The 12259-nt window shown below is 60.3% G+C and carries 13 protein-coding genes; 2 read left to right on the plus strand and 11 right to left on the minus strand.

The window, feature by feature from the left end:
- Positions 1 to 2 precede the first annotated feature (2 nt).
- From RF819_RS03715 to RF819_RS03765, 11 genes are all read right to left on the minus strand, one after another.
- Positions 3 to 749: an endonuclease/exonuclease/phosphatase family protein gene (locus RF819_RS03715; RefSeq protein ID WP_078363722.1), complete on the minus strand. Its 747-nt coding sequence runs from the start codon at positions 747 to 749 to the stop codon at positions 3 to 5.
- Positions 746 to 1222, minus strand: a complete 477-nt coding sequence (gene nudB / locus RF819_RS03720; protein WP_078363723.1) for a dihydroneopterin triphosphate diphosphatase — start codon at positions 1220 to 1222, stop codon at positions 746 to 748. The genes RF819_RS03715 and nudB overlap by 4 nt, the downstream gene beginning before the upstream one ends.
- 71 nt (positions 1223 to 1293) lie before the next feature.
- A complete protein-coding gene (gene aspS, locus RF819_RS03725) occupies positions 1294 to 3108 on the minus strand; it encodes an aspartate--tRNA ligase (RefSeq protein WP_078363724.1) in 1815 nt (604 codons plus the stop codon).
- A gap of 48 nt (positions 3109 to 3156) precedes the next feature.
- Positions 3157 to 3798, minus strand: a complete 642-nt coding sequence (locus RF819_RS03730) for a DUF502 domain-containing protein (protein ID WP_078366757.1) — start codon at positions 3796 to 3798, stop codon at positions 3157 to 3159.
- Positions 3799 to 3817: 19 nt separating this feature from the next.
- Positions 3818 to 4138, minus strand: a complete 321-nt coding sequence (locus RF819_RS03735; RefSeq protein ID WP_078363725.1) for an FmdB family zinc ribbon protein — start codon at positions 4136 to 4138, stop codon at positions 3818 to 3820.
- Positions 4139 to 4192: 54 nt separating this feature from the next.
- Complete coding sequence (ubiB, locus tag RF819_RS03740; protein ID WP_078363726.1) at positions 4193 to 5758, minus strand: ubiquinone biosynthesis regulatory protein kinase UbiB; 1566 nt, start codon at positions 5756 to 5758, stop codon at positions 4193 to 4195.
- Entirely contained in the window at positions 5755 to 6306 is a 552-nt protein-coding gene (locus RF819_RS03745) for a hypothetical protein (RefSeq protein ID WP_078363727.1), read from the minus strand. Before RF819_RS03745 ends, ubiB begins: the two co-directional genes overlap by 4 nt.
- 36 nt (positions 6307 to 6342) lie before the next feature.
- A complete protein-coding gene (locus RF819_RS03750) occupies positions 6343 to 7332 on the minus strand; it encodes a Tim44 domain-containing protein (RefSeq protein ID WP_078363728.1) in 990 nt (329 codons plus the stop codon).
- Between the two features lie 41 nt (positions 7333 to 7373).
- On the minus strand, positions 7374 to 8105 hold the full coding sequence (ubiE, locus tag RF819_RS03755) for a bifunctional demethylmenaquinone methyltransferase/2-methoxy-6-polyprenyl-1,4-benzoquinol methylase UbiE (protein ID WP_078363729.1): 732 nt from the start codon (positions 8103 to 8105) through the stop codon (positions 7374 to 7376).
- Positions 8106 to 8238: 133 nt separating this feature from the next.
- Positions 8239 to 8982, minus strand: coding sequence for a LytR/AlgR family response regulator transcription factor (locus RF819_RS03760; RefSeq protein ID WP_078363730.1), 744 nt, complete (start codon positions 8980 to 8982; stop codon positions 8239 to 8241).
- A 19-nt stretch (positions 8983 to 9001) separates the two neighbouring features.
- Positions 9002 to 10051: a histidine kinase gene (locus RF819_RS03765; RefSeq protein WP_078363731.1), complete on the minus strand. Its 1050-nt coding sequence runs from the start codon at positions 10049 to 10051 to the stop codon at positions 9002 to 9004.
- Positions 10052 to 10155: 104 nt separating this feature from the next.
- Here RF819_RS03765 and argH point away from each other — a divergent pair, with 104 nt between their 5' ends.
- Positions 10156 to 11607 (plus strand): argininosuccinate lyase, encoded by a 1452-nt coding sequence (gene argH, locus RF819_RS03770; RefSeq protein WP_078363732.1) that lies wholly within the window; start codon positions 10156 to 10158, stop codon positions 11605 to 11607.
- A gap of 98 nt (positions 11608 to 11705) precedes the next feature.
- Positions 11706 to 12230 (plus strand): anti-sigma factor, encoded by a 525-nt coding sequence (locus RF819_RS03775; RefSeq protein ID WP_078363733.1) that lies wholly within the window; start codon positions 11706 to 11708, stop codon positions 12228 to 12230.
- Positions 12231 to 12259: the final 29 nt, after the last annotated feature.

Genomic DNA, 12259 nt, shown 5'->3' on the forward strand with positions numbered 1-12259 from the left:
CCTCATGCGCCCATCTCAAACTCGGCGATCAGCGGCAAATGGTCCGACATGCGCCACCAGGCACGGCCTTGGGGCGCGGCCAGACTGATCGGTGTCAGCCCCCGCGAAAACACATGGTCGAGCTGGGCCAGCGGCAGTCGTGCGGGAAAAGTTGGCTGCGCTGGGCCAGACCAGCACTGCAGACCCATGCTGGCCAACGCAGCGCCGAGCCGCCAGCCCCCTTCGTTGAAGTCCCCGGCAATCAACAAAGGTGCGTCTGCGGGTACTTCGCGCTGCACAAAACGCTGGAGCTGGGCCACCTGGCGCACCCGGCTGGCGCGCACCAGACCCAGATGCACCACCAACACGTGCAGGCTGCGGCCATGGATCAGCAGCTCCACATGCAAGAGACCACGCTGTTCAAAACGGTGGTCACTCATGTCCTCATGCTGGTGGGTCACCACCGGCCAGCGCGACAGCAGCGCATTGCCGTGTTCACCATGCCGGGTGATGGCGTTCGTCCGGTACACCGAGCTGTAGCCCGGCGGTGCCAGAAAATCCGCCTGCCCGCCCGCCGGCCAGTGTTGAAAACGCTTCTCCTCACGTCGATTGATGTGGCGAACCTCTTGCAAACACACCACGTCGGCGTCAAGCACCTGCACCGCGTCGGCCAGGTTATGGATCTCCAGGCGACGTATGGGCCCCAGCCCTTGCACACCCTTGTGGATGTTGTAGGTCACAACGCGGATAGTTTGCGTGGGAACGGTCATGACACACCCTTGCGTCTGGCCAGGCGCGGCAACATCAGGCAGGCTTCGGCATTGGAAGGTGAAAAACAGCGTTCAGCGGCCTGGGCATATGGCAACCACTGGCAATGGGTGTGTTCACCGGGGTTCAACCGCACCGGCGTGTTGGCAGGCACTTCCAGGCCAAACAGATGTTCGGTGTTGAGCACCACCCCTGGGGCATAACGGTGACGCCAGCGGGGATAAATTTCGTAAACGTTCTCCAGCCCCCAGTCGTGCAAATGGGGCTGCAAAGCCGCACCCTCGCGGCAGTCCAAGGCGGTTTCCTCAAACACCTCGCGCCGGGCGGTCTGCTCAAAGCTCTCGTCCACATGGTCCTTGCTGCCAGTGACCGATTGCCAAAAATCAGGCACATCGGCGCGCTGGATCAGCAACACATCCAGCGCCGGGGTGTAAATCACCACCAGCACGGACTCGGGGAGTTTGAACGCGGTCATGGTTTCCAAAAAACAAAAGGGCGCTCCCAGGAGCGCCCTTTGATTCTGCCTGAAGCCGCAATGTCCGTGGATCAGGCTGGCTTGACCAGATCGGCATTGCGCAGGCGGATGTGCAATTCGCGCAACTGCTTTTCGTCCACCAGAGACGGGGCCTGTGTCAGCAGACACTGGGCACGCTGGGTTTTCGGGAAGGCGATCACGTCGCGGATCGACTCGGCACCGGTCATCATGGTGACGATGCGGTCCAGACCAAAGGCCAAGCCACCGTGCGGCGGCGCGCCGTATTGCAACGCGTCGAGCAGGAAGCCAAACTTGAGCTGGGCTTCTTCGGGCGTGATCTTGAGCGCGTCAAACACTTTCTGCTGCACATCGGCACGGTGAATCCGCACCGAGCCGCCACCCATTTCCCAGCCGTTGAGGACCATGTCGTAGCCCTTGGAGATGCATTTGCCCGGATCGGTGACCATCAGGTCCTCGTGCCCGTCCTTGGGCGCGGTGAAGGGGTGGTGCACGGCCATCCAGCGGTCGGACTCGTCGTCGTACTCGAACATCGGGAAGTCCACCACCCACAGGGGCGCCCAGCGGTCTTCGAACAGGCCGTTGTTCTTGCCAAACGCGCTGTGGCCAATCTTGATGCGCAAGGCACCGATGGCATCGTTGACGATCTTTTCCTTGTCGGCGCCAAAAAACAGCAAGTCGCCGTCTTGGGCACCGGTGCGTGCCAGCACTTCGGCAATGGCCTTGTCATGCAGGTTCTTGACAATCGGGCTTTGCAGGCCGTCGCGTCCCTTGGCCAGGTCGTTGACCTTGATCCAGGCCAGGCCCTTGGCACCGTAAATCTTGACAAACTCACCGTAGCTGTCGATCTCGCCACGTGACAGGCCGGAACCTTCCCGAGCGCCACCGGGCACCCGCAAAGCCACCACACGGCCACCTTTCATGTTGGCCGCACCCGAGAACACCTTGAAGTCCACATCACCCATGACGTCGGTGAGTTCGGTGAATTCGAGCTTGACGCGCAAATCCGGCTTGTCGGAGCCAAAACGCAACGCCGCTTCCTGGTAACTCATCACCGGGAACTCGCCCAGGTCCACACCCAAGGTGTTCTGGAACACGGTCTTGATCATGCCCTGGAACAGGTCGCGGATGTCTTCCTCTTCCATGAACGAGGTTTCGATATCGATCTGGGTGAACTCAGGCTGGCGGTCAGCGCGCAGGTCTTCGTCACGGAAACACTTGGTGATCTGGTAATAACGGTCAAAACCGGCCACCATCAGCAACTGTTTGAACAGCTGCGGGCTTTGCGGCAGGGCAAAAAAGTGACCGTCATGCACCCGGCTGGGCACCAGGTAGTCGCGCGCACCTTCGGGGGTGCTCTTGGTCAACATCGGGGTTTCGATGTCGACAAAACCATGGGTGTCCAGGAACTTGCGCACTTCCATCGCCACGCGGTAGCGCAGCATCAGGTTGTTTTGCATGTAGGGGCGACGCAGGTCCAGCACACGGTGGGTCAGACGGGTGGTCTCACTGAGGTTCTCTTCGTCGAGCTGGAACGGCGGGGTCACAGAAGGGTTGAGCACCTTCAACTCGTGGCACAACACCTCGATCTTGCCGCTCTTCAGGTTGTCATTGACGGTGCCGTCCGGACGTGCACGCACCAGGCCTTTGACCTGGATACAGAACTCGTTGCGCAAGTCTTCAGCCACCTTGAACATCTCGGCACGATCCGGGTCACACACCACCTGGACATAACCTTCGCGGTCACGCACATCGACAAAAATGACACCGCCATGGTCACGCCGACGATTGACCCAGCCACACAGAGTCACAGTTTGGCCCAGCAGGGCCTCGGTCACCAGACCACAATATTGAGAACGCATTGCCATAAACAGCTTTCAAAAGTCACCCCAACGGGTGACAAGGTTGTCAAAAAACTAGGGGTGGGTGGGGGGTGTTCCCACACCCGGCGCCACCGAACCCATCGAAATCACATAGGTCAGGGCCTCATCCACACTCATCTTGAGCTCGATCACATCAGCTCGCGGCAACATCAGGAAAAAACCGCTGGTCGGATTCGGGGTGGTCGGCACATAGACGCTGACAAAGTCATCACCCAGGTGGCTGGCGACCTCACCGCTCGGGGAGCCAGTCTGAAACGCAATGGTCCAGCTGCCAGCACGCGGGTACTGCACCAGCAAGGCGGTGCGAAAAGCATTGCCATTGCTGGAGAACAGGGTGTCTGACACCTTCTTGACACTGTTGTAAATCGACTTGAAGACCGGGATGCGGGTCAACAAGCGCTCCCACTGCCCCAGCCACCAGCGACCAGCGACGTTCGAGACCATGGCGCCGGTCAACAACAGGCCGGCAAACACCAGCACCGGACCTAAGCCGGGAATATGCTTGAGCTGCTCCCAGAACGCAGCATCGGTTTCAGGAGAAATGGCCTGGAGCCCCGTCACCACCCCCTGAAAAACGCCATCGAGCAAACCCATCAGCCACAGCAGCACCCAGATGGTGACCGCCAGCGGCAACCACACCAACAAACCAGTGAGCAGGTATTTTTTAAAAGACACGTTGACTTTCAGTAAAGAATCAGCTGTGGCAAGCACAACCACCGGCACAGCCCGCAGCCGGGGCCGCCGCTGTCTCGGTCGTTGCAGCAGCCGGGGTGCTGGCAAGCGCAGCCGCCGAATCACCCGCAGCTGCTGGCGCGGCTACAGCAGCGCCGCTGCCACCTTTGAAATCGGTGGCATACCAGCCCGAGCCTTTGAGCTGGAAGCCAGCGGCCGTCACTTGTTTGGAAAAGCTGGATTTGCCGCAGTGCGGGCACTCGGTGAGCAAAGGATCAGACACTTTCTGCAACACATCCTTGGCAAACCCGCAGGAATCACATTTATAGGCATAAATCGGCATGGTGTTCAGATCTCCGGGAAAGAGTCGCAAAGCCTGTCATTATAAAGTGGCAGCCTAAAACACCCGCACCCGAACCAAAACCTGCATCACCACCAGCCCCAGGATAAAGCCAACACCGCCATACACCAGGGTGGACAACAAACGGTTGGTCTTTTTCTGCTCCTGCAGCAACGCCTGGACCTCCTCACCCCGGCTGCGGGTGTTGGTGTGCAGGAAGTCGACCAGCAAGCGCGGCAACTCGGGCAACAGCTTGGCATACAGCGGCCCCTCGTTGCGCAGCTGCTCGAACAGTTTTTTGGGCCCCACCTGGTCCAGCATCCATTTCTCAAGAAACGGTTTGGCGGTGCTCCACAGGTCCAGATCCGGGTCCAGCTGGCGTCCCAGACCCTCGATATTGAGCAAGGTTTTTTGCAGCAACACCAGTTGCGGCTGGATCTCGACCTGGAAACGGCGGGAGGTCTGAAACAGGCGCATCAACAAGAAGCCCAGAGAAATCTCTTTGAGCGGCCGGTCAAAGTAGGGCTCACACACCGAGCGGATAGCGGACTCCAGCTCATCGACCCGAGTCGACTCGGGCACCCAGCCCGATTCGATGTGTAACTCGGCCACGCGTTTGTAATCACGCCTGAAAAACGCGGTGAAATTCTGCGCCAGATACTCTTTGTCGGTTTCGGTCAAGGTGCCGACAATGCCGAAGTCCAGCGAGATATACCGGCCAAAGGTGGCGGGTTCCAGGCTCACCTGGATGTTGCCCGGGTGCATGTCAGCGTGGAAAAAGCCGTCACGAAACACCTGGGTGAAAAAAATCGTCACCCCGTCACGCGCCAATTTGGGAATATCCACGCCCGCCGCACGCAGCCGCTCGACCTGGTTGATCGGCACACCCTTCATGCGCTCCATCACCATCACATCGGGCATGCAGTAGTCCCAGAACATTTCGGGGATCAGCACCAGATCCAGGTCGGCCATATTGCGGCGCAACTGGGCCGCGCTGGAGGCCTCACGCACCAGATCCAGCTCGTCGTGCAGGTACTTGTCGAACTCGGCCACCACCTCGCGGGGTTTGAGGCGTTTGCCATCATCCGACAGGTTGTCCACCCAGCCGGCCATCATGCGCATCAGGTCCAGGTCTTTGTCGATCACCGTCAGCATGCCCGGGCGCAGCACCTTCACAGCCACATCTCGCTGGCGACCATCGCGGTCCCGAATGACGGCAAAGTGCACCTGGGCAATCGAGGCACTGGCCACTGGTTCGCGCTCGAACGAGACAAATATGTCTTCCAGTTTTTTCTTGAAAGCCTTCTCAATGATGGCCACCGCCACACCACTTGGAAAAGGCGGAACACGGTCCTGCAGTTTGGCCAGCTCATCGGCAATGTCGACCGGCAGCAGATCGCGCCGGGTGGACATCACCTGACCGAACTTGACAAAAATGGGGCCCAGGCTTTCCAGTGCCTGGCGAATGCGCTGGCCGCGCGGGGCGCTTAAATCGCGCCCCCAGGACAGGGTACGCGCCAGCCGCTTGAGCCAAGGGGCCTTCTGGCTGGACAACACCAGTTCATCCAGTCCGTGGCGCAACAACACCCACAGGATGAAAACACCGCGAATAAGACGCCTCATCGGGCTGCTTGACCTGGAACGAGGGTCGATGCCTTGGTCACAAATTGGCGCACCGCCATCACCAGATTCATGCTCCACTGGCACATCACACGCGCAGGTACGTCACCCAGGATACGCGCCAGATCTTCCTCGATGTCCCAGCGCACGTGCTCGGTGAGCCAGTTGACCTCGGCCGCCAGTTGCACATCTCCTTCAATACGCACCGCAGGCTTGTCGCCGCGCAAGGCGCTTTGTGCCAACACCAAGGGGGATTCTTCTGTGACGGTCAACACCAGGTCCGCTGGCACATGCGCTGGTGCCAGATCCAGCAAACCCGCAGGAGTGGCCTGCAACTTGAAGGAAAAATGACGCCATTGCACCAGCACCACACGGCCCTTTTGGCGCACCAAACGGGCCGTGGCCTCACTTTCCTGCATCAACACATGGTTGAGCAGCAAAACAATGCGGTGCTGAGCCTCGGAAACGGCCCACTCAGGAGCTTGCAGTTTGGGGAGGGGAAGGTGCGGGAGGAGACCCTCCAGCCAAGAAAAAGGGGACTGTGTTGCCATAGTCCCCGATTATTCCTGAAATTTATGAAGCAACGGCTATTGCAGCGCTTGAACCCCTGCTACCAACCAGCCACTTTGACCATTCTTGGGCTTGGTCATGTTCCAGACTTCGCGGAACGGTGCCGGACCGGCCGAGGGTTCCTCGCGAATCATGCCGGAAAACTCGACGCTGGCCATGTAGTCGTCACCCAGGTCTTCGATGCCCAGCAGATGCGCTTCAATCATCACCACCTCGGTCAGGTTGACCGGGCCACCGGTGTGGGCCTCACGCTCAGCGAGCTGGGCCTGGATTTCCTTGAGCATGGTGTCGGTCATCATGATGCGCAGGGCACCCATGTCGGACTTGTCCCAGGCCGCTTGCAAAGACACAAAGTTGGCCTTGGCAGAGCGCAAGAAACCATCCACATCAAAACCAGCCGGAATGCCCCAGGATTGGGAACCGGACAGGCCAGAGCCAATGATGGAACCACTTGCGCCACCGATGCCGCCTGCCTTGCTGCTGTCAAAAGCGGTGGCCGTGCGTTCCCACGGACGGGCTGACGCATCGTTGCCCACATTTTCCGGGCGATAGCTGGCTGGTGTGGCGGTGTGGCCAGAAGCCCCTGCCCCCTGGAACGCAAACGGTGACGCACTTGGTGTTGCGCCACGTGCCTTGCGCGAACGCATCACATAACCGACCACCGCCATGATCACAAAGGCCAGCAGGGCAAACATCATGAACTGCGCCATTTCTTCACCCAGGCCCAGCGAACTGGCCAACCAGGCCAGACCCAAGCCCGCTGCCAGACCACCGAGCATGGCGCCCCAAGGCCGCTTGGGGGCAGCCGCTGCCGCACCCGCCGGCGCCTTGACCGCTGAGTTGGTTGCACCCTGGGTGGGCGCAGCTGCGGGCGGTGTGGCCTGGCGCTGCGTCACATTGCTGGACTGCTGACCAAAAGACTTGCCACCACCCAAGCGTTTGGCAGCTTCGGCCTGACCGGCAAACAGTGCCATGCTCATTGTCAAAACCCAAAGCCACTTTTTCATAACATCTCCTGTTTTTACAAAATACGGTGCGTTGATTCGGGTCAACATTTGATCCCGACGTGTAAGGCTACCAGACCACCGGTCAGGTTGTGGTAATCCACATGCCCAAAGCCACTAGCCTTCATCAGGGTTTTGAGCTCTTCCTGACTCGGGTGCATGCGGATCGACTCGGCCAGATACTGGTAGCTGGACGCGTCCCCCGCCACCCACTCACCGAGCTTGGGCAGGATGTTGAAGGAGTACCAGTCGTAAGCTTTTTCCAGCGGCTTGGCCACTTTGGAGAACTCCAGCACCAGCAGCTTGCCGCCCGGTTTGAGCACCCGGTTCATCTCGGTCAGCGCCACATCCTTGTGGGTCATATTGCGCAGGCCAAAGGCCACGCTGACCAGGTTGAAGTGGTTATCGGGGAACGGCAGTTTTTCGGCGTCACACACCAGCGTGGGCAGAAACACACCCAGATCCACCAGGCGGTTGCGACCGGTGCTGAGCATGGCTTCGTTGATGTCGGTGTGCACCACACAACCCGATTGACCGACCTTTTTGGAAAAAGCCAGCGACAGGTCGCCAGTGCCACCCGCAATGTCCAACACCTTGTCTCCTTCCTGGATGTTGGCCACCATCACGGTGTAGGCCTTCCAGGCGCGGTGCAGACCCATCGACATCAGGTCGTTCATCAGGTCGTACTTGGGTGCCACCGAGTCAAACACGCCCTTGACGTGGCTGGCTTTTTCGGTTTCGTCAACGTTCTTGAATCCAAAATGTGTGGTGCTCATGGTGTGTGCGTGTGTCGGGGTGGTGAACGGGGTTTGGGGTGGCCGGATCTCGAAAGACCTGACTCGGGCATGTATAAACAACGCTGTTGCGGCCGATTATCCCAGCCGACGGCGCGGTATTTCCAGAAAAGTGTCAACCTGCCTCAAGCAGCGCCCTGACCGCAGCCAGTTGCCGCCGCGACACCAGCAGCGGCTCGTTGACCCGGTCCAGTCGCACCGCCCAGCCATCCCCCTCCATGGGGTCATGATGGCGCTCCAGCGAGCGCACCGCCTGGCGCGCCACCAGCGCGTTGCGGTGGATCCGCAGGAAACGCTCGGCATAGCGACTCTCCAGCTCACTCAAGGCTCCTTCGAGGATATAGGTACGGCTGGCGGTGCGCACCGTGATGTATTTGAGTTCGGCTTTGAGGTACAGCACCTCGGCGAGTGGCAGGCGCTCGGTCCGGCCGCGCTCCTGGATCAGCAGAACATCATGGGTCAAATCAGGCTCAAACCCTTTATTTATATGGATCAATCGCTCTATTTTTTGCAGCGATGCCTGCAGACGCTCCAAACGCACCGGCTTGGTCAGGTAGTCCAGCGCGGCCAACTCGAACGCCTGCAGCGCGTGTTCGGCGTAGGCGGTGACAAACACCACGGCCGGCGGCTGTGGCAGGGCACGCAGGCGCTGCGCCAGCGCCAGGCCGTCCTCACCCGGCATGTGGATGTCGGCCAGCACCACATCCACCACCTGTTGGCTCACACATTGCAGGGCCTGCGCCGCGTTGGCCGCCTCCCCCACCACGCGGGCACCGGGCGCCGTGCAGTCGGCCAACAAACTTTTGAGCCGCGAACGGGCCAGCGCTTCGTCATCCACGATCAGCACCCTCAACACCATGTGAACACCCCCAAGCCCCTCATACTGGCACCTCGATCCTGACCTGAAACACACCGTCTTTTAAACCACACTGAAAACGCCCCTGCACATCGTGCAACAGGCTCAAGCGTTCGCGCACATTGTCCAAGGCCAGGCCATGACCGGGTGAACTGGGCGCCGCCGTGGCCGCCACGGTGTTGCTGACCTTGATCACCACCACGTCGCCACGGCGCTGGGTGCTGACCCGGATGCGCGCGCCGCCGGGACTGGGTTCCACCCCGTGTTTGACCGCGTTTTCAACCAGGGGCTGCAGCAGCAAGGGCGGCAAACGGGCACCGTCCGCCTGCACATCCAAGGCCCATTCCACCTGCAGACGTTCGGCAAAACGCACCTGCTCAATCGCCAGGTAACGCTGGGCCAGCGCAATCTCGTCAGCCAGCGTCACACTTTGCGCCTGCACGGTGAGTGCGTAGCGAAACAGGTCACTGAGGTCTTCCAGCAAACGCTCGGCCTGGCGCGGCTCGGCGCGCACCAAGGCAATCGCGCTGTTGAGGGTGTTGAACAAAAAATGCGGCCGGATACGGGCCTGCAACTCCGCCAGGCGCGCGGTGGTGGCGGCCGGTGTCTTGCCTTTGGCGCGCAACACCAGCACGGCCACCAGCACCGCCGACAGCAAAGCCCCGCTGCAGGCGCTGGCCCACCAAGGGGCGCTCTCCAGCAGCCCCATGAACCACAACAGACCACAGCCATACAGCCCCGCCAGCGCACCCAGCAGCACACCGGCCAGCTGCTGCAAAGCAGGCCTCAGGCGCGCCAGCAGCTTTTTAAGACTGCAGGCCAGCAGCAACCAGACCAGGGTGGCTGGCAAGGCGGCACCTGTGATCAATGACAGCCGTGTGAGCCACTGCAAAGCATCGGCCGCGCCAAACATGGCAACCACCGCCACAGAGACCTCCACAAACAGGACCGCACGCAAGACCACGCCCACCCGGCAGGCGTCAAACACCAGGCGGTCGGGTGCTGACGGCAGCTTGGGAGCGGTCTGCAAGGTGGTCTCCTGGAAGACCGATAAAATTTGAGAATCTTTCATTGACCAGCGGGTTGCGGCGAACAGTTGCTTGCGCCGCCCATTATTGATGATTCCCGGTCACAAGCTCCCGCCTAAACTTCCCGCTTACTCACCCTTGACACACCATGAGCCAAAACCAATTTGACAAAAAGTCCCAGGCCTGGTCGGCCCTGTTTTCCGAACCCATGAGTGACCTGGTCAAGCGTTACACCTCCAGCGTGTTTTTTGACAAGCGCCTGTGGCAGGCCGACATCGCAGGCAGCCTGGCGCATGCCGACATGCTGGCCGCCCAAGGCATCATCAGCGCCAAGGATCTGGCCGCCATCGAGCAAGGCATGGCCCAAATCACTTCTGAGATCGCATCCGGTGCCTTTGAATGGAAGCTGGACCTGGAAGACGTGCACCTGAACATCGAGGCGCGCCTGACCCAACTCGTGGGTGACGCGGGCAAACGCTTACACACCGGCCGCAGCCGCAACGACCAGGTCGCCACAGATGTGCGCCTGTGGTTGCGTGGTGAGATGGACCTGATCTCCGAGCTGCTGACCGAGCTGCAAAAAGCCCTGCTGGCGGTGGCAGAGCAACATGTGGACGTGATCCTGCCCGGCTTCACCCATCTGCAGGTGGCGCAGCCAGTGAGTTTTGGCCACCACATGCTGGCTTATGTGGAAATGTTCAGCCGCGATGCCGAACGCATGGCCGAGGTGCGCCGCCGTGTCAACCGCCTGCCGTTGGGCGCCGCCGCCCTGGCTGGCACCAGCTACCCGCTGGACCGTGAACGTGTGGCCAAAACCCTGCAAATGGTCGACGAACAAGGCCGCCCCCAGGTCTGCCAAAACAGCCTGGATGCGGTGAGTGACCGCGACTTTGCGATTGAATTCACAGCAGCGGCCTCCTTGTGCATGGTGCACATCAGCCGTTTGAGTGAAGAACTGGTGTTGTGGATGAGCCAGAACTTCGGCTTCATCAAAATTGCCGACCGTTTCACCACCGGCAGCTCCATCATGCCGCAGAAGAAAAACCCCGACGTGCCTGAACTGGCGCGTGGCAAAACCGGCCGCGTGGTTGGCCACCTGATGGGCCTGATCACCCTCATGAAAGGCCAGCCGCTTGCCTACAACAAAGACAACCAGGAAGACAAGGAGCCGCTGTTTGACACGGTGGACACGCTCAAGGACACGCTGCGCATCTTTGCCGAAATGATCGGCGGCCAGCTCAACCCGGCCACTGGCAAAAAAGAAGGTGGTATCACCGTCAATGCCCAAGCCATGGAACAGGCCGCGCTGAAGGGTTATGCCACCGCCACCGACTTGGCCGACTACCTGGTCAAAAAAGGCCTGCCGTTCCGCGATGCCCATGAAACCGTGGCCCACGCCGTCAAAGCTGCCGTCAGCCACCAGGTGGACCTGTCCGAGCTGCCACTGGCGGTGTTGCAGGAGTTCAACCCCCACATCGGCAAGGACGTGTTTGATGTGTTGTCGCTGCGCGGCTCACTCAACGCGCGCCAAGTCCTCGGTGGCACCGCACCGGTGCAGGTGCGGGCCCAGATCGCACGCCATCAGCAACGCCTGGCCTAAGCAGCCGGGTCACCTGAACAGCCGCAGCCACCAGGCTGCGGTCTAATGTGTCCCAGAGCGCGGCTTGCGCCCTCCCCTGACCTACATCGAGCTCTTGAATGACTGATACCCCCGACAACACCCCTCCCAAACCCTACAACTGGGCGCTGCAACGCTGGCGTCTGGCCACCATTGCCTGTGTGATCCTGCTGGCGGTGGCGGCCGCCACCATGGCCAGCATGATGGAGCAGTTCAAGGCCCAGGTCAGCCATTTGCAAACCAAGCTCAAGACCACGCAGCAGATCAAATACGTGTCGGTCTTGCTGGATGACAAACAACAGCCCGCGATGTTGCTGAGCTTTGACCTGCAGGATGCCTACCTTCAGGTGCAGCGCCTCAATGACGTCAAGGAAGGCCAAGAGGACAGCATGCAACTGTGGGCACTTGACAGCGAGGGGCGCCCCCTGTCTCTGGGTGTCTTGCCCACCAAGTTAAAAACCGCGCAGGTCCCGGTCAGCGACAAAATTCTGTCGCAGGCGGTGGGCCTGGCGATCAGTGTCGAGAACAAAGGTGGCGTTGAAGCGGGCCGGATGCCACGTCTGCCCTACCTGTACACCGGAGCCCTGGTACAAAAGGCGTTGTAAATCGCTTGGGCTAGGATGAGTGATCACTC

Origin of the sequence: Rhodoferax fermentans, from assembly GCF_002017865.1 — a bacterium.
GTDB lineage: Bacteria > Pseudomonadota > Gammaproteobacteria > Burkholderiales > Burkholderiaceae_C > Rhodoferax > Rhodoferax fermentans.

Bases quoted from the DNA above. Each gene is read 5' to 3' on its own strand.
- RF819_RS03715 (WP_078363722.1), bottom strand. From the start codon at position 749: ATGACCGTTCCCACGCAAACTATCCGCGTTGTGACCTACAACATCCAC.
- nudB (WP_078363723.1), bottom strand. From the start codon at position 1,222: ATGACCGCGTTCAAACTCCCCGAGTCCGTGCTGGTGGTGATTTACACC.
- aspS (WP_078363724.1), bottom strand. From the start codon at position 3,108: ATGGCAATGCGTTCTCAATATTGTGGTCTGGTGACCGAGGCCCTGCTG.
- RF819_RS03735 (WP_078363725.1), bottom strand. From the start codon at position 4,138: ATGCCGATTTATGCCTATAAATGTGATTCCTGCGGGTTTGCCAAGGAT.
- ubiB (WP_078363726.1), bottom strand. From the start codon at position 5,758: ATGAGGCGTCTTATTCGCGGTGTTTTCATCCTGTGGGTGTTGTTGCGC.
- RF819_RS03745 (WP_078363727.1), bottom strand. From the start codon at position 6,306: ATGGCAACACAGTCCCCTTTTTCTTGGCTGGAGGGTCTCCTCCCGCAC.
- RF819_RS03750 (WP_078363728.1), bottom strand. From the start codon at position 7,332: ATGAAAAAGTGGCTTTGGGTTTTGACAATGAGCATGGCACTGTTTGCC.
- ubiE (WP_078363729.1), bottom strand. From the start codon at position 8,105: ATGAGCACCACACATTTTGGATTCAAGAACGTTGACGAAACCGAAAAA.
- RF819_RS03760 (WP_078363730.1), bottom strand. From the start codon at position 8,982: ATGGTGTTGAGGGTGCTGATCGTGGATGACGAAGCGCTGGCCCGTTCG.
- RF819_RS03765 (WP_078363731.1), bottom strand. From the start codon at position 10,051: ATGAAAGATTCTCAAATTTTATCGGTCTTCCAGGAGACCACCTTGCAG.
- argH (WP_078363732.1), top strand. From the start codon at position 10,156: ATGAGCCAAAACCAATTTGACAAAAAGTCCCAGGCCTGGTCGGCCCTG.
- RF819_RS03775 (WP_078363733.1), top strand. From the start codon at position 11,706: ATGACTGATACCCCCGACAACACCCCTCCCAAACCCTACAACTGGGCG.